This window comes from Commensalibacter oyaizuii, assembly GCF_029953265.1.
In the GTDB taxonomy this organism is placed as follows: Bacteria; Pseudomonadota; Alphaproteobacteria; order Acetobacterales; family Acetobacteraceae; genus Commensalibacter; species Commensalibacter oyaizuii.
Window position 1 is genome coordinate 232,266 of sequence record NZ_JASBAO010000001.1, and the last position, 22,688, is coordinate 254,953.

General features: G+C 37.2%; 21 protein-coding genes. 16 read left to right on the top strand and 5 right to left on the bottom strand.

The genetic code is table 11. From position 1 onward, the window contains the following. Positions 1–80 precede the first annotated feature (80 nt). From QJV27_RS00980 to QJV27_RS00990, 3 genes are all read right to left on the bottom strand, one after another. Positions 81–1,046 carry a tetratricopeptide repeat protein gene (locus tag QJV27_RS00980; RefSeq protein WP_281447126.1) on the bottom strand — a complete coding sequence of 322 codons (966 nt, stop codon included), beginning with the start codon at positions 1,044–1,046 and terminating at the stop codon, positions 81–83. Between the two features lie 303 nt (positions 1,047–1,349). Then, positions 1,350–1,676 (bottom strand): hypothetical protein, encoded by a 327-nt coding sequence (locus QJV27_RS00985; RefSeq protein WP_281447127.1) that lies wholly within the window; start codon positions 1,674–1,676, stop codon positions 1,350–1,352. A 146-nt stretch (positions 1,677–1,822) separates the two neighbouring features. Then, a complete protein-coding gene (locus QJV27_RS00990) occupies positions 1,823–2,626 on the bottom strand; it encodes an N-acetylmuramoyl-L-alanine amidase-like domain-containing protein (RefSeq protein WP_281447128.1) in 804 nt (267 codons plus the stop codon). 689 nt (positions 2,627–3,315) lie between these two features. Between QJV27_RS00990 and QJV27_RS00995 the strand changes: the two genes are divergently transcribed. From QJV27_RS00995 to QJV27_RS01060, 14 genes are all read left to right on the top strand, one after another. Continuing rightward, positions 3,316–4,767, top strand: a complete 1,452-nt coding sequence (locus QJV27_RS00995; protein ID WP_281447129.1) for an NAD(P)-binding domain-containing protein — start codon at positions 3,316–3,318, stop codon at positions 4,765–4,767. A gap of 15 nt (positions 4,768–4,782) precedes the next feature. Next, the gene (locus tag QJV27_RS01000) at positions 4,783–4,947 is read left to right on the top strand and encodes a DUF4089 domain-containing protein (protein ID WP_281447130.1); all 165 of its coding nucleotides are present in this window, start codon (positions 4,783–4,785) and stop codon (positions 4,945–4,947) included. Between the two features lie 9 nt (positions 4,948–4,956). Beyond that, positions 4,957–6,297 (top strand): AtzE family amidohydrolase, encoded by a 1,341-nt coding sequence (locus tag QJV27_RS01005; RefSeq protein WP_281447131.1) that lies wholly within the window; start codon positions 4,957–4,959, stop codon positions 6,295–6,297. A 1-nt stretch (position 6,298) separates the two neighbouring features. Beyond that, positions 6,299–7,543 carry an allantoate amidohydrolase gene (locus tag QJV27_RS01010; protein ID WP_281447132.1) on the top strand — a complete coding sequence of 415 codons (1,245 nt, stop codon included), beginning with the start codon at positions 6,299–6,301 and terminating at the stop codon, positions 7,541–7,543. Beyond that, positions 7,540–8,772, top strand: coding sequence for a pyridoxal-phosphate-dependent aminotransferase family protein (locus tag QJV27_RS01015; RefSeq protein ID WP_281447133.1), 1,233 nt, complete (start codon positions 7,540–7,542; stop codon positions 8,770–8,772). Before QJV27_RS01010 ends, QJV27_RS01015 begins: the two co-directional genes overlap by 4 nt. Before the next feature lie 3 nt (positions 8,773–8,775). Beyond that, entirely contained in the window at positions 8,776–9,666 is an 891-nt protein-coding gene (gene puuE, locus QJV27_RS01020; protein ID WP_281447134.1) for an allantoinase PuuE, read from the top strand. Between the two features lie 4 nt (positions 9,667–9,670). Further along, positions 9,671–10,531, top strand: a complete 861-nt coding sequence (uraD, locus tag QJV27_RS01025; protein ID WP_281447135.1) for a 2-oxo-4-hydroxy-4-carboxy-5-ureidoimidazoline decarboxylase — start codon at positions 9,671–9,673, stop codon at positions 10,529–10,531. Between the two features lie 25 nt (positions 10,532–10,556). After that, on the top strand, positions 10,557–10,985 hold the full coding sequence (uraH, locus tag QJV27_RS01030; protein ID WP_408869606.1) for a hydroxyisourate hydrolase: 429 nt from the start codon (positions 10,557–10,559) through the stop codon (positions 10,983–10,985). Between the two features lie 62 nt (positions 10,986–11,047). Further along, on the top strand, positions 11,048–12,127 hold the full coding sequence (locus QJV27_RS01035) for a BMP family ABC transporter substrate-binding protein (protein ID WP_281447136.1): 1,080 nt from the start codon (positions 11,048–11,050) through the stop codon (positions 12,125–12,127). Further along, positions 12,124–13,728 carry an ABC transporter ATP-binding protein gene (locus tag QJV27_RS01040; RefSeq protein ID WP_281447137.1) on the top strand — a complete coding sequence of 535 codons (1,605 nt, stop codon included), beginning with the start codon at positions 12,124–12,126 and terminating at the stop codon, positions 13,726–13,728. Before QJV27_RS01035 ends, QJV27_RS01040 begins: the two co-directional genes overlap by 4 nt. Beyond that, positions 13,728–14,774, top strand: a complete 1,047-nt coding sequence (locus QJV27_RS01045; RefSeq protein WP_281447138.1) for an ABC transporter permease — start codon at positions 13,728–13,730, stop codon at positions 14,772–14,774. The genes QJV27_RS01040 and QJV27_RS01045 overlap by 1 nt, the downstream gene beginning before the upstream one ends. Further along, positions 14,774–15,709 carry an ABC transporter permease gene (locus tag QJV27_RS01050; RefSeq protein WP_281447139.1) on the top strand — a complete coding sequence of 312 codons (936 nt, stop codon included), beginning with the start codon at positions 14,774–14,776 and terminating at the stop codon, positions 15,707–15,709. The genes QJV27_RS01045 and QJV27_RS01050 overlap by 1 nt, the downstream gene beginning before the upstream one ends. 74 nt (positions 15,710–15,783) lie before the next feature. After that, the gene (locus QJV27_RS01055) at positions 15,784–16,713 is read left to right on the top strand and encodes a LysR family transcriptional regulator (protein WP_281447140.1); all 930 of its coding nucleotides are present in this window, start codon (positions 15,784–15,786) and stop codon (positions 16,711–16,713) included. Between the two features lie 106 nt (positions 16,714–16,819). Next, the gene (locus QJV27_RS01060) at positions 16,820–18,301 is read left to right on the top strand and encodes a PepSY-associated TM helix domain-containing protein (protein WP_281447141.1); all 1,482 of its coding nucleotides are present in this window, start codon (positions 16,820–16,822) and stop codon (positions 18,299–18,301) included. A 73-nt stretch (positions 18,302–18,374) separates the two neighbouring features. Here QJV27_RS01060 and QJV27_RS01065 read toward each other — a convergent pair whose 3' ends face one another. Beyond that, on the bottom strand, positions 18,375–20,543 hold the full coding sequence (locus QJV27_RS01065; RefSeq protein WP_281447142.1) for a TonB-dependent siderophore receptor: 2,169 nt from the start codon (positions 20,541–20,543) through the stop codon (positions 18,375–18,377). A gap of 327 nt (positions 20,544–20,870) precedes the next feature. Between QJV27_RS01065 and QJV27_RS01070 the strand changes: the two genes are divergently transcribed. Then, entirely contained in the window at positions 20,871–21,128 is a 258-nt protein-coding gene (locus tag QJV27_RS01070; RefSeq protein WP_281447143.1) for a hypothetical protein, read from the top strand. A 42-nt stretch (positions 21,129–21,170) separates the two neighbouring features. On the opposite strand, the gene QJV27_RS01075 is transcribed toward QJV27_RS01070, so the two are convergent. Then, positions 21,171–21,605, bottom strand: a complete 435-nt coding sequence (locus QJV27_RS01075; RefSeq protein ID WP_281447144.1) for a GNAT family N-acetyltransferase — start codon at positions 21,603–21,605, stop codon at positions 21,171–21,173. Positions 21,606–21,771: 166 nt separating this feature from the next. On the opposite strand from QJV27_RS01075, the gene QJV27_RS01080 reads away from it, so the two are divergent. Next, on the top strand, positions 21,772–22,635 hold the full coding sequence (locus tag QJV27_RS01080; protein WP_281447145.1) for a tetratricopeptide repeat protein: 864 nt from the start codon (positions 21,772–21,774) through the stop codon (positions 22,633–22,635). Positions 22,636–22,688: the final 53 nt, after the last annotated feature.

Consider the following 22,688-nt stretch of genomic DNA (forward strand, 5'->3'; position numbering starts at 1 on the left):
AGTATAAATGATCTTGTCGCAACTAGTCATTGATTTAAAAAGTGATAATTAGTTATATTATTTTCTAAAGTTTAAAAAAACTATTGCATTGATAGGGTCTGATATGAATAGCATGCGTCAGGTAGGTCATTTAGACAGGCCTGTTTAAATAATTTTTTTGCTTTTGGAATGTCTTTTTCGCCACCAAAACCATATTGATATAAAAGACCAAGGCGATATTGAGCCTTTTTATCATTTCGTTGGACCGCTTGGCGATATAATTTTCTTGCTTCATCGAAATTTTGTGCGCTTCCCAACCCCACTTCGTACATTAAGCCAAGATTATATTGGGCTTGTGCACATTCTTGATTGGCTGCTAACGTTAATAATTTTAAAGCCTGATGAAAGTCTTGCATAACACCATGCCCATTTTGATATAGAAGTGCTAGGTTATTTAAAGCAAGGCTATTTCCTTGATTGGCAGCTTGCTCGTATAACTTTTTAGCTTTTAGGTAATCTTTTGGTATGCCCTGACCCTTGTCATACATTAAAGCTAGATTAAATTGAGCCAAATCATTTCCTTGGTCAGCTGCCTTTGTTAGTAATTCTTTTGCTTTTAAGGGATTTTTGGGAATACCGTATCCGTTTTTGTATAAAAGTGCTAGATTATTTAATGCTAGAATACTTCTTTTTTGAACAGCCAGTTTATAAAGTTTTCTTGCTTTTGTATAATTTTGTACATTGTTGTTCCCAGATTCATAAAGTAAAGCTAAATTAAATATAGCTTTATCGTTCCCATATTTGATAGCTCGTTCAAAAAGCGTTTTGGCCTTTGTATCATCTGACATAACTCCCTTACCATTTTGATATAGAAGTGCCAGATTATTGAGGGCAAGGCTGTTTCCTTGATGTGCGGCTTGTTCGTATAATGCTTTGGCTTTTAAATAATTTTGAGGGACAATTTTTCCCTCATCATAGATTAGGCCTAGTTTAAACTGGGCTTCTGAATTCCCCCGGTCTGCTTTTTGTTGTAAAATGTTTATTGTATCAGCAGTTGAATGGGCCATACTAGGCTGATGAATTAGTAAAAAGCAAATTCCTATAATGAATGATATATACGATAGTTTTGGCATGTAATTATAACTTTATAAAAATTATATTCTTAATAAAATAGTATTAAAAAGAACGTGCTAATCAATATTTGTTAATAATAAGTAACGACAACGTAATTTAAATGCGTTTCAAGATCGGTCAAAACAAACGAGATTATATTATAATATTTAGCATAGTGTATTTATGTAGAATTAAAATAGATTTTTTTGAAATTAAGAAGTTTTTATAAAACTTCTTAATTATTATAATAGAAAAAATTAATTTGCAGTTGTCAACATTGCGTTAAATCCGTCTCCCAGATTTGATATCGTGCTATTAAATCCATTTATAATATTTTCTTTTGCTGTTTGATAAGTGGTCGATGCAGTACCTGAAAACAAAGCAATAGGAACATCTAAAAGACCACCCAGTCCTGATCCCAATAAACCAATTGAGCTGCTTAAAGCGGTGGAAGGTGTGGATCTAAATTGATTAAATCCAAAATCATAAAGAGAACCGATATAGGATCCAATTGTTTTACCAACAGAGGCAAAACTAAACCCTCCAGCTATATTCTGTATTTCTATATATGTAATTTCACGCATTAAAATATCCTTACTTATTTTTTGTAAACTATTCACCAAAATAGCAAAAATTTATTATCATATCGATACGGTTATCGCAACAAATGCTTTAATTTTCAGAAAGTTTAAATACAGACATTCTGATGATATGAAAATAACGGTAAAGACTATGGAGTGATGCGTAGTACAATAATACCTGGTTTATTACGAACATAGGGTAATAAAGGGGAATCAATAACCCGCATATTCCGCGCAAGCGAAGATGCATTGCGAAAATAGGTTTTATTTTGATGTTTGATAATTATCCCGACATGGCTAACGTCTAATCCATTTAAAGGGGTATAGATACCAATGAAATCGCCTGTTTTCAATTGTGAAACGACATGTGCATTAATACCAGCTGTAGGAATATAATATATTGTTCTTGGGATAATCCCTAGACCACGAATATATTCTTTGTTATTTGGCCCAAGATTGAGATGTTTTCTTACAGCTATTACATTCGGGCTGAGAGTTTTGGTAATATCGCGGGCATTGCGTGGATAGGTTGCAAACCAGTCAGAAAAAAAATGCTTGCGGTTCAAAAAACTGACATTTTCATTAATATATCGGGTTTTGATAAGATTAGTGGTAAAATCTTGTAGGTTGGTTGAATGATTTAACGCATGGACATATTCAATAAATGTTAAACAATCTACAGCATTTAAGTTTATAGTTAGCCTTTCAGGAACAGTTACAGAACCAATCAGAGTATTGGCTCGATAGGGCACTCCAAGAAATGCTGCTGATTGGTCGTTAATAGAATTATTTGTTTTGATAGCAAGGATTTGGTTGATCTTGTTAATAGAACTACTATCTGTTTGAACAGATGGATGTGCATGGGCTGGTATTGATTGGTAAAGAAAACAGGCAGTAAAAATAATAAGTAAAGATCGAATATAAGATTTTAATAATATTTGATCTTTATTCATAGTGGATAGGTACCCTATTTAGTTATCATCATCTTGTAAATATTGAATATAGTTTTAGGTTTGCTCTGCCTAATATTGATATACTTTAATTTGATGGTTTATATCAATAGTCGATGATTTAACATCAGAGATTTTTCCATGAGGGATTGTTTTCTTTTTGACCTAATAGATATGGTTTTGGTCATAGCTTTTCGAGGCGGGTAGGGGAAAAATGATTTCCATAGATTGTTTAATTGGCCATCAAGCACGACAGAAGTATTTTGATTGTATTTGTTACGTCTTTGTGACCATATTTAATGGCTTTGTATAGGCGTGCAAGTGAATTTTGAATCTAGAAAATATATGCAACTTATTATAAACATTGTTTTTTATCGTGTTATCTTGTCAAAATTTATATCTTTGTAGGTTCGTATTCGTATTCTGATTATTGTTAAGCATCCAGTAATATCATTTCGATCTATAACAAAAAATATTTTAGTTACGAACTTATACAAAAAACGTATTCGAGATAATTACTTTATTATTATCTCTCTCACAATTTTGTATAAACCATTGATATCGTTTTATTTTTGCCTGACCGTTGCTTTTTTGTAAACAGATGGAAACTTAATTGCTGCTAGACAATTTGGGTAATAAAATTTCTAATAGTTACAGATCACGAAAATTTGAATACATAAAGGCGGTTTGTGATGAACAAAACAAAAAATTACTCTGGTTATACATCCTTGACTGAATTAGAGCAGGCTGTAAAACGTGATTTAGATATTATGAGCTTCCCAAGCAAAGATTGGAGCCCTAAAAAAGAATATAATGGTCAACCTGTTTTAGATGTTGCCGTTTTAGGAGCAGGTCAGGCAGGGTTGGCGATTGGTTTTGGATTGTCGCGTCATAATATTAAAAATATACGTATATTTGATAAAGCCATCCGTGGGGAAGAAGGGCCATGGACAACCTATGCTCGCATGGTGACGTTGCGAACCCCAAAATATCTAAAAGGACCAGAACTAGGTTATGCAAATTTATCTTTTAGATCATGGTATGAAGCCTCTTTTGGCGAACAAGCATGGCAAGATCTGGATAAAATTCCAAAAGAGACTTGGAAAGAGTATTTGGATTGGTTTCGCGATATAAATCAATTACCAGTTGAAAGTGATCGCAACTGTGTTGGTGTTGAATGGGATAATGGTATTTTTACATTATTATTTCAGGATCATCTAGGCCAGCAATATACCGTTTATGCACGTAAGATTGTACTGGCAACGGGGATCGATGGAAATGGTAAATGGTTCAGTCCAGATTTTTTAAAAATTTTACCCAAAGAATATTATGCACATACCTCAGAGCACATAGATTTTGACAAGTTAAAAGGAAAACGCATTGGTGTTTTGGGTGGGGGAGCATCTGCATTTGATAATGCAGCAACCGCACTGGAACAAGGGGCTGGCCGCGTTGATTTATGTTTGAGACGTAAAATCATTCCTTCTGTGAATCCTCATCGTTGGATGGAACAAACTGGCTTTTTATGTCATTACGCATATCTACCTGATCATCAACGTTGGGCATTCATGCAGCGCATATGTGATCTTAATCAGCCACCTCCACAGGATACATTTTGGCGTTGTCGTCAACATGAAAATTTCTTTTATCATACTGGATGTCAGTGGACATCTGTAGAGCTGGTCGATAACGAAATCCATGTTGAAACCACAACGGGAAAAATGATCTTTGATTTCTTGATTATTGGAACAGGATTTACAATTGATTTGACCGCACGTCCTGAAACGGCCTCTTATGCGTCGTCTGTGGCATTGTGGTCGGATCGTTTTACCCCTGATGAAGGTATGGAAAACGCTGTGTTGGGCTCTTACCCGTATTTGACAGAAAATTATCAATTTTTGCCGAAAAATCCAGACGATCCTAAAAAAGAAATGTTATCAAGCATTTATAATTTTACCTTCGGTGCATTAATTAGTATGGGGCTTTCTGGTGCTTCAATAAGTGGAATGTATTTTGGGGTTGATCGCCTTGTAAAAAGTGTGGGTAGGGGACTGTTTCTTGAGGATGGTGATTATCATCTGCAAAGTTTACTAGATTACAATGTCAAAGAATTGGTTGATTTAAACCCCCCGAAATCCGTCTAGACAAAGGAAAAACTGATGAAAAAAGACGATCTTTTTAATAAAGGGATTGAGGTTTTGTCGCAAGCTATTCTTCTAGATATTCCACAAGAATGTCTAGAAGGGGTTAATAGGAACGCTGAACTTTTAAAAAAATATAGTCAGTTAATTCACAGTTTTGTTGTACCACAAGTGAAAGATTAAAGGGATAGTATGAATTTAATAGAAAAGATTTCATCCAACGTTCGTACAGCCAATTATGGTGCAACACAAATTGTATCCAATGCCATTAACGCAATTAATGAATGTAATTCACAGATCCAAAGTGTTACCTCAATATTGAAAGAGCGTGCTATGACAACAGCACGTCATATTGATGATTTAGTTTCTCAGGGAAAAGACCCTGGGCCGTTGGCAGGGGTTCCGTTTGGGGTTAAAGATTTATTTGATGTTCAAGGTATAGTAACAACAGCAGGATCTGCATTATTGACAGATCAAGCCCCTGCCACCAAAGACGCAACAGTTATTACCCGATTATGTAATGCGGGTGCTATCCCTGTGGCTACGTTAAATATGGATGAATTTGCTTATGGGTTTGTTACCGATAATACTCATTATGGAATCACCAAAAATCCCCATGATCTTCAACGATTTGCAGGGGGATCGTCTGGAGGATCTGCAGCCGCAGTTGCGTCAGGGATGTTAGCCTTTTCGTTGGGATCTGATACGAATGGTTCAATACGTGTTCCTGCTTCTTTATGTGGGGTGTGGGGGTTAAGACCCACTTACAAGTCAATACCTTTGGATGGGGTTTACCCATTTTCTGAGACTTTGGACACTGTTGGACCTTTTTGTACAAGTATCGATGATTTGCAACGTGTTTTTCATGTTATGGCAAATAGAAAGGACGTTTTTAGTGGGGATGTTTCCTCCTTACGGATGGCTCGGTTACAAGGGTGGTTTGAAAGGGATGTTGATACGGATATTCTAGATTCTATATCTGAAATAATAGCATTGGGAGATCGAAGTGATGCTATTGAATTAGATCATGTTGAAGCAGTAAGAGCCGCATCTTTTCTAATTACAGCTTCAGAAGGAGGGACGTTGCATTTACCCAATTTGCGTGCGCATCCTATGGAATATGATCCTGCAACCAGGGATCGCCTTATTGCGGGATCTATGTTGCCTGTCTCGACTTATATACATGCAAAAAAAATTGAGCAATGGTTTCAAAAATATATCCATCAAGTATTTGGTGAATACGATATTTTGGTTGCGCCCGCTACGGGATGTGTTGCCCCCTATATCGATAATCCTGTGGTAAAAGTTGATGGTGTTGAAACTTCAGCACGTGTAAATTTGGGCATTTATACACAACCTTTAAGCCTAAGTGGATGTCCAATTTTAACAGTGCCTCTAAACAGAGGCGAAAAATTACCAGTTGGAATACAAGTTATTGCCAAGCCGCATTGTGAACACGTTTTGTTTGCACTTGGTGCTGTTTTAGAGCAAAAAGGGATAGCAAAAGCTTCTATTCAGCAGCGGGGAATATAATATGATTGATGAGTATGGTCAACGTGCCGTCACCAGGTGCGAAATATTGGGAAAACCACCTTATAGTGAGTCTTCTGAATATTTATTTCGTCCCTATCTAAGTCAAGCGTATAAGCAGTCCCAGCACTTGCTTGTTCAATGGATGCACGAGGCGGGAATGACCACACATATTGATCCTGCTGGAAATTTAATTGGTCGATATGCAGGACAAACATCAGACGGCCCAATACTTGTGATTGGATCACACTTGGATACCGTAAGGAACGGGGGGTGTTTTGATGGTAATCTAGGCATTATGTTGGGTATAGAAGTCATCGATTATTTTAATAGGCAACAAAAGCGTTTTTCCTTTGGCGTTGATGTCATTGCGTTTGGGGACGAGGAAGGTTCACGTTTTCCTGTTGCGATGCTAACATCAAAATCTGTTGCTGGTATTTTAAATGAATTACCTACGGGACTGAAAGATAAAGATGGTGTTACAATTGAACAAGCTTTCGAGGCGTTTGGTTTAAATTACCAAGATATTCAAAAAGCTCGTTATGATCCTCAGAAAGTTCTTGCTTACTTCGAAGCTCATATTGAACAAGGCCCAGTTCTAGAGGCCGAAGGTTTGCCTTTGGGGATTGTTACGGGGATTGCTTCACAATATCGTTTCCAAGTAACGCTTAAGGGACAAGCTTGTCATTCAGGGACAACCAGCATGGCATTAAGGAAAGATGCCATGGCGGGGGCGGCAGAGATTATTTATAAATTGGAACAATGTGTGGATAGTTGTGGTCAAGAGGGGGTTGTTATTACTACGGGTCAGATTGTCGCAAGCCCCGGGGCCCCCAACGTAATTGCTGGCCAGGTTGTTTTTTCAATTGATTTACGCGCACCTACTGATGCACAACGTAATGAATTTGCTGAAAAAGTGAATGAAATTATAGAGCATATTTGTCGAAAGAGACAATTGCGACATGAGTTATTAATTCAACATGATTTGTCAGCGTCTTTATGTAATCAAGATCTTATGTCATTATTAGAACAAGCCGTCAAAAAGGTCGGGGTACCAGTTCGCTATATCACCAGCGGTGCTGGTCATGATGCGATGATTTTGGCACATCTTGCCCCAACGGCTATGTTGTTTATTCAATCACCGAATGGGATCAGTCATTCACCTGATGAAACGGTTCGTTGTAACGATGTAACAGCTGCTTTACAAACGATGATTCACTTTATTGAACTTAAAGAAGGTAAAAAATGACAGGGACTTTATTTTCGCAAATTAATCCTCCACAGCGTTTATTAATGGGCCCTGGACCCAGCAATACATATCCGCGTGTGTTACGGGCAATGGCTGCAGATATGTTAGGTCAATTCGACCCAGAGATGACATCCTATATGAATGAAACCATGGCGTTATATCGTGATGTTTTCATGACCAAAAATCAATGGACTTTACTGATTAACGGCACAGCGCGTGCGGCAATCGAAGCAGCACTGGTTTCTTTGTGTGAACCAGGGAATAAGATTTTAATTATTAATAATGGTCGTTTTGGATTGTTACTGTCTGAAATTTCAGAACGCATTGGTGCAGAAATTGTAACGCTTGATTATCCTTGGGGTGAAGTTGCCTCTTTAGAGGAAATCGAACAAGCGATTATTAAGCATGAACCTCATATTTTTGCTTGTGTCCATGGTGATACGTCAACCACCACTGCACAACCTTTGGATGGTGTTGGTGAAATGTGTCGTAAATATAATGTCTATTCTTATGTTGACGCAACGGCTACCTTAGGTGCCATGCCTGTGGCTACAGATCAATGGGGAATTGATATTATCAGTGCAGGTTTGCAAAAATCAATGGGTGGCCCTCCTGGATGTGGGTTGATTACCATTTCTGATCGTGCGGCAGATTTTATTTTTTCCAGAGCCCATGTTGAATTGGGTTTGCAAGATGGAACTCAGACCCAATCCCAGCGCAGTCGGATCAAATCCAATTATTTTGATCTGGCTATGATCATGAATTATTGGTCTGAGAAGCGTTTGAATCATCATACTGAAGCAACCAGTATGTTATATGCTGCCCGTGAAGCTGCTTGTATTTTATTAGAGGAAGGATTGGCAAATTGTTTTGAAAGGCATCGTTTGGCAACCACAGCAATCTCCGAAGGGGCAAGAGCTATGGGCCTGACCCTGTTTGGTCATGATGCAACCCGTATGTATAACGTAACTGGGATTTACATTCCCAACCACATTGACGGGGAACAAATCAGGGCTGAAATGCGCAATCGTTTTGAAATTGAAATTGGCAGTGCTTTTGGGCCACTAAAAGGTAAAATTTGGCGTATTGGTACTATGGGACATAATGCTAGACCTCATAAAGTTTTCCATACCCTAATGGCTTTTGAGACAGTATTAAGACGAGCTGGTTTGGATATTACTCCAGGCAAAGCAATTGATGCAGCCTTTGCGGTTTATGAAGGAAAATAAATAATGAGAGATATGATCGGATATGGTGGTAATCCCCCTGACCCAAAATGGCCAAACAAAGCAAAAATTGCAGTGCAGTTTGTTATCAATTATGAAGAGGGTGGCGAACATTGTATTTTAAATGGTGATCGTCATTCTGAATATTTTATTTCAGAGATGATAGGGGCCCCCCCCATTCAGGGAATGCGTGCGATAGCGATGGAAAGCCTTTATGAATACGGTTCCAGAGCAGGATTTTGGCGTTTACATGACATATTCACTTCCAGACAAGTTCCATTGACTGTTTTTGCTGTTGCCCGCGCTATGGAGCAAAACCCAAAAGCTGTCGAGGCAATGGTTAAAGCGGGCTGGGATATTGCCAGTCATGGGTTGCGATGGATTGATTATCAATATGTTCCAGAGGCTGTTGAAAAAGAGCATATTTATCAAGCCATTGAGTTACATACAAAATTAACAGGCAGCAGACCCTTAGGATGGTATCAAGGTCGAAACAGCCCTAATACAGCCCGTATCGTGGCTGAGGAGGGAGGGTTTGTTTATGATGCAGATTCGTATTGCGACGATTTACCCTATTACAATGATGCATTTGGTAAAAAACAACTGATTGTTCCCTATACTCTAGATGTTAATGACATGCGTTTTGTGGCCTTAAACGGGTTTACTGAAGGCGAACAATTTTTTAATTATCTGCGCGATACGTTTGATCAGCTGTATGAGGAAGGTGATAAAAACCCAAAAATGATGTCTGTTGGGTTACATTGTCGAATTGTTGGTAAAGCAGGCAGAGCACGCGCGGTATCTAAGTTTTTGGATTATATTTTGTCAAAAGATCACGTATGGATTGCATCACGTTTAGATATTGCTAATCATTGGCTGAACATTTTTCCAGAGTAAATAAATGAAAACAGTGGCAATTCAGAATATTAATCGATTATCTGTTGATCAGTTTGTTCAGCAATTTGGGAACGTTTTTGAACATTCCCCATGGGTTGCCCAAGCTGTTGTAAATAATCGACCATTTTCCAGTCTCCATGAAATGATTGCAGTTATGACTGGTGTGGTTAAACGTGCTAGTGACGAGAAAAAACTTGCTTTAATTCGCAGCCATCCAGAATTGGGATATGATAAGATTAAATTAACTGCTGATTCTCAGCACGAGCAAAATCAAGCTCAGTTGACGTCTTTGACCAAAGAACAGCGCACAACATTGATTGAGCTTAATGAAGCTTATCGTGAAAAGTTTCATTTTCCCTTTGTGATTTGTGTAAGAAACTATAATAGCTATGACTCTATTATAAAAGCATTACAGATGCGGTTATCTTCTTCTGCTAAAAAAGAAATGGATACGGCGATTGCTGAAATCTGTCAAATTGCCACTTTACGCATTGAAGATATTGCACAAAAAATAGCTCAAACCACGGCATCGTCTCTTTCCACACATCTTTTAGATTTAGTTTCTGGTCAGCCCGCCGCCAATGTCAAGGTTGTTTTGTATCATCGAGATAAAGCAGTTTTTGAGGGATATACCGATCAAAATGGTCGGTGCCAGTTGCCCGCATCCGTTCAAGGTTTTGTGTCTGGTGCTTATCAATTTGCATTTTATGTAGCTGATTATTTCAAAAAGCAAGGATATGCTTTAACAGACCCTCCATTTTTAGATGTGATACGAGTAGATTTTGGAATTACTAGAAATGTGGGGCATTATCATGTTCCGTTGTTGATTTCACCTTATGGGTTTTCAACGTATAAAGGCAGTTAATTTTATTAGTTGGGGGATTATTATCGTGCAACGACGTCATTTTTTAGGGGGACTAGGGGGTATGATGGTTATTCCGGTTGTCAACGCAAAGGTTCCAACAGCAGGAGAAAAAAATATGACTACAATATCTACTCATATTTTAGATATGGTTTCAGGTAAACCAGCGCCTTTGGTTTTAATTAATTTATTTCATGGACAAAAGATGATTTTTGAGGGGAAAACTGATCATGACGGACGTTGCAGGGTTGCAGGACTAAAGGAACCTTTGGTTTCTGGTTCGTATCAATTCGCATTTCATATGGCTGAATATTTTAAAAAACAGGGATATGTTTTAACAGATCCTCCGTTTCTTGATGTTATTAGAATTGACTTTGGGGTTGCTAAGGATATTGAACATTATCATGTCCCATTATTGGTGTCCCCTTATGGGTTTTCGACCTATAGGGGCAGTTAAGACGATGTAAGGAGGAGGATTTACTTTTGGTTTAATTTTTTAAAGATGGAAGGGAAAAGCACATGTTAAAACGTCGCAGTTTTTTGCTGGGAATCGGAACAACTTTAACTTTTCACAGTGCACAGGGAAGACAAAAACCTTCATCTTTAATCAAACCTCTAGCTTTGAACGGATCGATTGCTTTTTGTTATAGCGGTCCCAAAGCAGATGGTGGATGGGGAACAAATCACGAGCAGGGTATAGCCACAGCAATTAAAAGTTTTCCAAAATTAAATGTGGTATCCATTGAAAATGTTCCATATTCTGTTCATGCCTCTCGATTGTTTCGGTACCTAGTGGCCGAAGGGGTTCAGATGATTGTCACGGACTCTAATTATGACAATTTTTTACGAACCGTTTCTGATCATGCTCCACAAGTATCTTTTTTAGAATGCAACGGACATGCGACGACTTCTAATCTTGGATGGTTTTATTTGGATCACTGGTATGCCTTTTATATTTATGGGTATGTTGCAGCGTTGACATCAAAAACCAATAAATTAGGTTTTATCAGCTCTTTTCCAATTCCAAGTGTTTATGCAGCAGTAAATGCCATTGTACTTGGCGCACAAAGAATTAATCCCAATATTCAAATGCAAGTTATTCATGTTGGATCGTGGTTTAATCCCAAAGTTACCATTCAAGCAGCAAACGCATTGTGTGATAATCAATGTGATGTGCTGTTTGGGTTGGTTAATGATGCGTCCTATTTACGTGTTGCGGAAAAGCGTAATGTTAAGGCCATATTATATCATAATACCACACCCCAAACATCTAACGCTTACATGAGTTCAATCACTTGTGATTTTAGCAACTTTTATCTTCAGCAATTACAAAATAGGGTGAATGGGACTTGGGGAACTGGCTCTACTTTTCTTAAATTTGGTCGCGATTATGATTTATCCAAATGGGGCGGATCAGTTCCCGCCGAGGTCCGCCGTCAAGCCTCCGAATTGCGTAAGACGATTTTACAAGGACGTAATCCTTTCAAAGGGCCAATTTATGATCATCTTGGTAAATTGAAAATAGATCCTGGCGTTGAAATGCAAGATGCGGATCTATATCGATGGAATTGGGCTGTCCAAGGAGTGGTGGGATTATGAAGAATGAAAATGACGAACGATTTGTTCAGTCCGAGGTCCGTATTCGTCCTGGAGACCCACCGTTAATTAAATTTTGGAAAATAAGCAAATATTTTCCTGAGGTTATTGCTAATAATAAAATTGATTTGGATATATTTCCAGGCGAAATACACGCCATCATAGGTGAAAATGGTGCTGGCAAGTCAACATTAATGAATATTTTGAATGGAATTTATCAACCTGATGAAGGCGAGATTATTGTTGATGGGTATGGATATCATCTGGCCTCGCCCCAAGATGCAATGGCAATTGGTATTGGTATGGTGCATCAACATTTCAAGTTGGTTCCAGCGTTCACCGTTGCCGAAAACATTTATTTTGGAGAAAAGACCAAACGTATTTTTATTTCAAAAAAAGAAATGCGTCAGCGCATGAATTTATTATTTGACCAGTATGGATTCTATGTTGATCCCGATGCGATGGTCAGTGATCTTTCGGCTGGTGAACAACAACGTGTTGAAATTTTACGCGCGTTATCACGTCGTGCGCGTATTTTAATATTAGATGAACCGACAGCTGTATTAACCCCTAAAGAGGTGGAACAACTCTTTATTTCTTTATCCAAATTTCGCAGACATGGAAATGCGGTGATTTTTATTACGCATAAACTGGATGAAGTATTAAGATTTTCAGATACTGTTAGTGTTTTACGTCAAGGGTGTAAGATAGGAACCTATGCAACTAAAACTTGTAATGCGCAGTTTTTAGCTAGTAAAATGATTGATGGGGATGTAGGATTTCACAATGAGAATAATATTGCATTTTTAAAAACAAAAGACAGAGATCCTAATATTCCCCCCCTTATGCGTTTATCCAACGTCAGCGTGATAAACGATCAAAAAATAGCAACATTAAAAAACATTGACCTTGAAGTATATCCTGGTGAAATTTTGGGAATTGCAGGGGTGGTGGGTAATGGACAGCGAGAATTGAGCCAAGTAGTAACGGGATTAACCAAACCTTATACGGGACAAATTTTCATTCACGGTTTGGAAGTAAAAAAGCCTAATCCAAAAATATTTTCTAGCGTGGGAATTGGGCATATTCCAGAAGATCGGTTGAAAACAGCTTTAATGTCGCATTTAGATATCAGCCATAATTTGTTAATGCGCACATATTTTAAAAAACCAGTGGGCAAATCTTTTCTATATTCCCCACGTCAAGCCTACCAAAAAGCTTGCAATATGGTTAGAGATTCAAAAATTTCTATTCATGGTATGTCGTTTCAAATCAGTAACTTGTCGGGGGGAACACAACAAAAACTGGTAAGTTACCGTGAAAAGGAAATTACCACTTGTTTGTTAGTTGCAGTATATCCCAGTCGAGGGCTAGATATTGGATCAATAAAAGAAATGCAGGAATATTTCTTTAAATTACGTCAACGTAATATTTCTGTATTATTGTTTTCTGAAGATCTAGAAGAATTATTGAACTTGTCCGATCGGGTGGGGGTTTTATGCCACGGTCAATTGATGGGGGTTAAGGCAGCAAGTCAAGTTACAAAAGAGCAACTCAGTTTATGGATAGGTGGTCATGCAATCGATGAAGGGGGTCGAGTATAATGCAGCGATATCTTCGTCGATTATCCATTGCCCCACTATCTTTGGTTACGTTATATCGTATCATTGTTTTTGGGATTGTCTTATTATTATGTGCATTGGCAGCGTTGATTGCAGGCTATAATCCGTTGTCTGTTGCTTATGTGATTTTATCGGTATCCTTTGGAACACGTGATGGTTTTGAAGGCATCCTTTTATATTTTACCCCCTTATTGTTAACTGGGGTATCATGCTTATTGGCGTTTAGGTTATGGATTGTAAATAATGGTGCCGAAGGACAGTTTTTACTAGGTGCATTGGCGGCATCATGGGTTGGGTTGCATTGTAATTTTCCCGCATGGATATGTATTTTGATTGCTGGACTGGCGGGGATTTTTGGCGGTGTTTTATGGATGTTAATCCCCACCTTGGCCAAGGTATATGCTGGGGTTAATGAAATTTTAACCACGTTGATGATGAATTTTATCGCCTCGTTTTTGATTATATATTGTGTGACTGGTCCTTTGGCCGGTTCATTTTCATCAAGCCCTGTTATTCCTATTTCTTTACCTTTGTTATGGGGAAATGTGCATATTGGAATTCTAGTTGCTTTTTTTTGTGTTTTTGTTTTGGCTTGGTTATCTACTTATACGAAATGGGGATATGAATTAAAGGTATGTGGGGCAAATACGCAGGCCGCTCGTTATATCGGGTTACCTATTAATGGATATTTATTATTGATTATGTTGATTTCTGGTGGTCTTGCAGGGTTGGCAGGGATGTTAGAAGTGATTGGTACGGTGCATCGTTTACAGCCAGGCATTTCCAATGGTTTGGGATATCTGGGAATTATCGTTTCCATTTTGGCCAGGAATTCTTTTTTAAGTCTAATTCCTTCAGCTTTTTTTATTGCTTTTATTTTGAACACAGGAATTATCATGCAGACCCAGCAATTTAATAATGCCATTACGTTGATCATTACTGGGCTTTTATTATTGTTGATTGCGATATCAGATGAATTAGCACATTACCAGTTTATGAAAATATCCCCCCAACGCGGAGGTCAATAATGGATGTCGTTACTAATTTATTATATTTTTCAATAGCCAGTGGTGGTGGATTGGTTTTGGCGGCAATTGGGGAATGGTTATCAGAGCGTTCTGGTGTTCTGAATCTGGGCCAAGAAGGATTGATGTCATTGGGCGCTGTGACGGCAATTATTGCGGCTTTTGCCTTTCACAGTTTGTGGTTATCCTTGATGATCGTTTGTGGGGTTGGAATCGTTTGTGGGTTTATTTTTGCCGTTTCTGCCGTGGTGATCAGAGCCAATCAAGTTTTGTGTGGATTAGCATTTACGATGTTAGGGATCGGTATCGCAGAATTGATTGGTAAACCCTATGAAGGAATTGCTGCGCCTGTACATTTGCAACCCATATCTGTTCCAATATTGTCTTCAATTCCAGTTGTTGGACATATCTTTTTTTCACAAAATATTTTGGTCTATTTAATTTATATTGTGCTGCCGTTAATTGTTCATTATGTATTTTTTAGAACACAACACGGTTTGAATGTTCGTGCGGTGGGTGAAAGTCCAGAGGCCGCTGATGCTGTTGGAATTTCAGTGATGCGTGTTCGTTTTATCTATAGTTGCTTGGGGACGGTATTCGGCACATTGGCAGGTGGATATTTAGTTTTGGCCACTGTGTTTACATGGTCAGGTGGATTAATTGCGGGTCAAGGATGGGTGGCAATTGCTTTGGTGATGTTAGGACGATATCGATTAATATATATGATTTTATCGGGTGTTTTTTTTGGTTTTATCGCCGCTATTGGATTTGAAGGTCAGGCTTTTAATTGGCCGATATCCCCAGTTATTTTGAACAGTTTATTATATGTATGTACTATTTTATTTTCTATTTTCCCCTCTTTTATATCAAAGCATCATTCAAAAAAATGGCTAGCCCCCGCAGCGTTGTGTACTTCGTTTTTTCGTTCATATCGATAATTTACAAGAAATCTGTAAATATTGTTTCTAAAAAAGAAGGACTGGCATTATAATTTTAATTTTAGGTTGAAAAAATGAATACCCATCCTTTTTCTAATAAAATGTTAAATTTATACTCGCGGGTATTTGTATATTTTCAGGCTATTTTAACCTATGGTTCAGTAAGAGCAGCGGCAAGACATTTACGCATTACGCCATCAGCATTAACCCGTCAGATTCAAAATTTTGAACTTGATATTGGAACCCCCTTGTTTGAACGCCGTTCCCATGGGATGGTTTTAACCCAAGCAGGGGATATTTTGTCCAGTCATTTAAGAATAGTAATGGAGGATTTAAAAAGAATAGAAGAAAGAATTTCGATTTTACAGAAAATTGAAGACGAGCAAGTGAATATTATGGTCGTTGAAAGTGCTGCAAGCGAAATTATCCCTTATGTTATTCAAAAAATAACGACAAACTATCCAGGTATTCGGCTGCGTGTTGATACGGGGTCTTCACAAGAAATTTGGAATGCATTGCAGAGCGAACATTCAGATATAGGTATTGCATTAGCCTTGGGTAAACCAAGAAAATTTAAAAATATTGTATCTCAACCCTTTGCATTGGATGCAATTGTTCATACAAAACATGCCTTGGTTGGTAAAACGAGTGTTATGTTATCAGAATGTGTATCTTACCCGTTAATTATGCCGTCGCCTTCGTTATCACTATATAAGGCGATTTATCCCTTGTTAAAAAGCTTTCAAGAGGATTTAAACATTCGAATGGAAAGCAATTCGATTGATTTAATGATCAGGATGGCTGCTGCAGGTGTTGGGATAGCCTTTTGCTCAAGGCTGATTACCGACGCTTCGCAAGATAAAGAAGATTTCGTGCGTATTCCTGTTTTGAACGAAGAAACAAAAACATCTTTAGGGGTGTATGTTATACAAGAAAAAAAACAAACCCGATCAGTTGAGGTTATTTTAGAAGTTATCAAGGAATATCTTGATCAGAATTTCTAGATTGTGGCAAGTAAGCTGAGGAAAAATATTAAGAATTTTTTTGCTATTTTAACAAGTTTCTAATATTGATATTTATAATTATTCTCAGTTTTATGATATTTGATTTATGAGCAGAAAATTCCTTTCTATTTGCACACTTGTCCATCGTTGGGGTGGATTAATAGGGGGATGGTTTTGTTTTGTTTTGATGCTAACAGGCACCATTACTGTTTTTGACCAAGAAATCACCCAGTGGATGCAGCCCCAATTGGCATATTATTCAGGATCAAAGCAAGTTTCTGATCTTTCAATACATAAGGCTGATGAGGTATGGCAGAAAGTTAATCGCTGTCATGCCTTTAGTTTTATAGAATTACCCTCTGAACGATATCCATTTATTCGAATTTCATATAGTGAAAATGGTCTTTTAAAATGGATCATCATCGATCCCAAAAACGGTAAATTTATTTCAACACAACCGACTGCTGGCGGTTATTTTTTTGATGATTTACATAATAATTTGATGATGGGACATCGTGTTGGGGATATTGTTATTGTAGCCTTGTCAATTTGTTTCTTAGTATCAATTATTAGCGGGATAATTATTCATTTAAAGCATCTATGGAAAGAATTTTTTAAAATCAGACCACAAGCATCTTCTTTAAGATTTATCTTGGATATACATATTGGTATTGGTGTTTTTTTTATTCCCTTCATCAGCGTTATGGTGGTCAGTGGTTTTCTATTTTATGCCCCTAAATATTTTTCAATATTGAATTACCAAGTTCCATCTTATCAAACTATTTCTTATCCAGTACCTGATATGGAATACAAAACAGAATTATTTCCAATGGTACAAGCTGCACAACGATTGTTTTCAGGAATGCCTGGTTTTATATTTAAAACTCCAGATCAAATTAGGGTTGTGCAAAGTGATGCCGATCAATTGGCTATTGTTCGGGATTATGTAGGTCTGGATATAAAATCTGGAAAAACTTCTTTAAATATAAATCAAGCCAAAGGAGGAGAATATTTCTTAGACCTTATGTTTGGAATGCATTTGGCGCGCAGTGGGGGGGATGTCCTTAGATGGATTTATTTTATATTAGGTGCAGGGGGAACATTTTTAGTTGCCAGTGGTTTAATATTTTTCTCGAATAAACGGCGTCATTTTAATCCAGATCATCTTTCATCTATGTTAAAAAATTTTTATAAATTTATAGATGGGATCCATGTTGGGATCATATTAGGAAATTTATTGGCAATAATTGCAGTTTTTTGGGCAAATAGTTTGCTTTTTGATGGTGTTAATAAACCAAAGTGGGAAATATCAGTATTTTTTATTATATTAGGATTATCAACAGCCCAAGGATTAATTTGTAGCTTTTATGGCATGGTTATGAAAGCGTGGAAGCAACAATTAATTTTGTTAAGTATTCTATGTTTATTATTGCCTGTTTGGCGTTGGATACAATATCCAGTGGTATGGAACAGTTTTTTTAACGGTTATTACCCATTATTTATTATAATGGATTTTGTAATTATGAGTAATGGTGTTCTGTTCATGATTTTATATGCCTATTTAAAGTATAAAAAAAAAATTAGTTAAACGAGTGGTTTATAAAGAGGTATTAACTCATCTAAGTTCTATTCAGAACTTAGATGAGTTAACGACAAGTAAATCACCAATTATAAGAAAGTTTTCCAATAACGGTTCGACCTTGTCCAATAGCACAACCAAAAGATTGACTATAGCAAGCACTGAAATAACGTTTATTCGTCAGATTTTGCGCAGTTATTTGTGCATCTAGTCCTTTTAACGTTGGGATTGTATCGTCAAATCGATAGTGTGCTTGCATATCAATCAAAGTATAGGCAGGGGTTTTGATAAATGTACTGGTGTCTCCGAGGGTATTACCGTTGTATCGGACACCGATACTGCCTCCAAGGTTTTTAAAGGTTCCTGATTGAATGGTGTAATCCCCCCAAAAGGAAAATATATTTGCCGGAACCTGAGTCGGACGTATTCCTTTTAGGTCTCCTTTATCATATTTAACATCTTGATAGGTATAGGATAGGATCAAATTTAACCCTGCAATAGGGGATGCATGAGCTTCCAGTTCAACCCCACGAGAGCGTTGTCCACCAGCTTGAATACTCCATATTGGATTAGCTGGATCCGGAGTTAACGTATTGCTTTGCGTTAGGTTATATAAAGCCGCTGAAAAGAAACCTTTGAAATGTTCTGGTTGGTATTTAACACCAACTTCATATTGTTCACCTCGGGTTGGTTTAAAAGGTTTTTGATCTTGTTGCGATAACTGATTAAGGGGTTGGAAGGATTGGCCATAGCTAAAATACGGGGAAATATTATGGGGCAGCTTGTAAAGAATTCCCCCACGAAAGGTAAACGCTTGGTCACTTTGGGTAAAGCTTTGGGTTAAATCTTTATGATTTCTGGTTTTAATACTTGACCAATCATTACGAAAGCCCAATTGAACGTGTAAACGCTTGTAACTCATGTTATCTTGCAAGAAAATACCTTCTTGGTTGGTTGTAACACTTGTCTGTAGGGTTGGGGTGGGAATGGTAATTTGTTCAGAATAGTTGGGGTGATACAGGTCAAGAGGAGGGGCATATCCAGAACCATAATCAAAACTATCGCGTAAATTCTGCCAACTAACCCCAACCAGTACATCATGTTTTACGGGGCCAGTATGTACTTGACCATGGAGCTGCTCTTCGATGGTTATGGTATCAAGATGTTCTTTTGAACCATTGGCCAGTCGATACATATATCTGCTGCCAGGATAATAACCAGCACTAGAGGCAGGGTTAGAGGAGTCAGTGCCGTATACTTGATTATAATTTGTGCCAACGTTGGTATAACGTGCCCTGGAAATAAATTGCCATTCAGGATTGATTTGATAGGTAAAATTATATCCAACTGAGGCTTGAGTACGATCATATTTTTCGAAATTTTTATCACCAGAATAAAAATTAGAAGGGAAATGATAAGGACCAGGCAAAATAGTGCCATAAACAGGAAATGTTTGGTATGAAGTATCGCTTGGATCAGCCTGATATCGTCCATAAACTGTTAAGGTAATATCGTCTGTTGGTTCCCAGTAAAGAGAGGGTTGAATTGCATAACGTTCTGCCTTTGTATACCAATCCCTTCCATCTTGACGAAACCCTGTTCCGACAATACGCCAAGATAGGTTATCTAAATTACCAACTTTATCTCCTAAATCGAAAGTTCCTCGAACATAATTATAATTTCCCCCTTCTAGCGATACATATCGATAACGAGAGCCATTTGCGAATTTGCTGGTTAATGCCACAATCCCGCCAGGGCTGCTTTGACCATACACAACCGAAGAAGGGCCTTTAAGAACATCAATTTGTTGTAATAAATAGGGATCTATTTGCTGGTCAGCATAATATTGTCCCTTAAACATCAGCAAACCGTCCAGATACTGACTGCCTGAGATAGAAAAGCCCCGAATTGTTCCTAAATCATATCGGCTATTGGCACCGCGTTGCTCAACAGAGACACCACTGGTATATCGTAATGCTTGTCCCAGTGTTTGGGCATTTTGCATTTGCATTTGTGCTGCTGTTACGACTGAAACAGATTCAGGCGTATCGATAAGAGGAGTAGAGCTTTTCGTTGCTGTCGAAGAGGATTTAACAATTAGGGGATTCTTGCTGCCTTTAACAACAATTTGTTCGTCCTTACTAGATGAGTCCGTGTTTTGAGTCGTTTCTTGGGCTTTGGTAAGGGCGGGTGATAAAAATAAAATACAGCTTGAAGAGAGCAAAAGAAGGGAACGATATATATTAGGCATGGATTTCAGTAAATTTGTAATGATAATGAAGATGATAATCGTTCTCATTATCAGAGCAGTATTTAGTTTTCAATAATTTTCATACATAAATTTTTAATAAATTGTTGGCCTATGTTTATTTATACACAGTATATATTTATATCGTTATGAACTATTTGTAAGAGCATTAATGATATTAAGCTATTGGCCTAAATACGTATGAAAACGCTTTTAATTTCATTACTAAAATGATATTTAAATAAAAGTAATGATCGAATATTATTGAAGTTTCAGTATTTTTGTTTATATAAAATCTAAATCTGTGTTGACAATAAATAACGGTGTACAATGGTACAAAAAATTATTATCCTAGTTTTGGCAATTGTTGCAAGTATAGGGGTTGGTTTTTATATTCAAACCAACAACCAAAAAAATACAACCAGCGTCAAACAACGGTTTAAAGATACAGTGCATGTCTTAAACGATCAGGCAGATCGTTTTTCTAAAGAAGTAGATGAACAAAAAAAGAAAGCTTTTTTGGCTTTTAAACAAAAAAAAGATGAATTACTTGATCATCAACAAAAAGAGCTATTGGATTACCATTAACTGATAAATTGAAATCTTAAATATATAGTTATTGTTTTTTTGCTATAGGGATAATGCTCTTAGATCGAATTCCATTGGCACAAAGAGGACATTATTTTTTGTAAATTCTTGATCAAATCGTTTAAAATTAAATTTTTCATAAAATCTTACAGCTGTGAACCGTGCGTTAAGATAGACGGTTTGTACTTGTTGTTGTTTTAATGTTTTTAGTACGTGCGTGAATAAGATACTTCCTATGCCTTTATTTTGATAATATGCATGCGTTGCAAATTTTCTGATTTGATAACGTTCTGGGGTACGAAAGAAAACAGATAAACAACTGATAATTTTATTATCCACACAATAACCATAATGTGTTGCATCTTCATCGCCTGCCTCTATACAATCTTGGGTATGTAGTAGGGGCCATAATACATCACGTCGTAAGGGCAAGCATTCCTCTAAAGTAATATTTTCAATAATATAAGAAGGTTCCACAATAAATTCCTTTAATTGAAGATCATCAAGATCAAGCTATACAGTTTCTTTTATTTAAATTGCAATAATTGGAAATTGTTTTAATGTTAGATAATTCATATTCATTGACGTTGAAAACATGTATTGTAAAGTACAGTGTATCTTAAATGTTGTATAGAGATGTTTTATGAAATGGTTAAATAGGGATCGTTTGTTGCTGGTTTTGGCAACGATGTTTGGTAATACTTTATTTATACCTTCTTACACGATGGCTTTTCCATTATCTCACTCCCAACAGCATGTAAGTAAGACAAATCTTTCCTCGTTACCTTTGGCCCAGCTACAAAAAAAAGCAGCCCAAGGTAATCATCAGGCACAATTTTATTTGGCAATTAGATATAAAGACGGTCAAGGGGTTAATCAAGATCTGGCCAAAGCGATTGAATGGTTGGAAAAATCAGCAGCTGGCGGAAATGCCAAAGCTCAAACAAATTTGGGAATAATTTACGGTGGGGGTATTGGCGTTGCTAGGGATGCGATACAATCCAGAAAATTTTTTGAAAAAGCAGCAGCACAAGGTGAGCCACAAGCCAATTTCTTTATGGGTCTTATTTACTATAAAGGTTTACGCGTGGTTAAAAGTTATTCAAAAGCTTATCTATATTTTGAAAAAGCCGCAGCATCCAATAATAGTGATGCCCAATATTATCTTGGTCGCATGTATTATGACGGTGAGGGTAGGGCCGTAGATTATAAAAAAGCCTTCGAATGGTTTAAAAAAGCAGCACAGCAAAATAATAAAAATGCCAATCTATTTATCGGTATTTCATATGACAAAGGAAACGGGATAAAAAAGGATCATAAGACTGCTTTTAAATGGTATCTTAAGGCAGCAAAGCAGAATGTGCCTGAGGCCCAGTACTTAGTTGGAATGTGTTATTTTAGTGGGCAAGGCGTTGTAAAGAATATAAAAAAGGCAAAACTCTGGTTAACCAAGGCTTGTCAACAAAATAACAAGCCTGCATGTGAAACCTATGCAAATTTAGATTAAAATAACTATTATAAAAATCTTGCAATCATTTGATATTGATTATCTTTTGTACA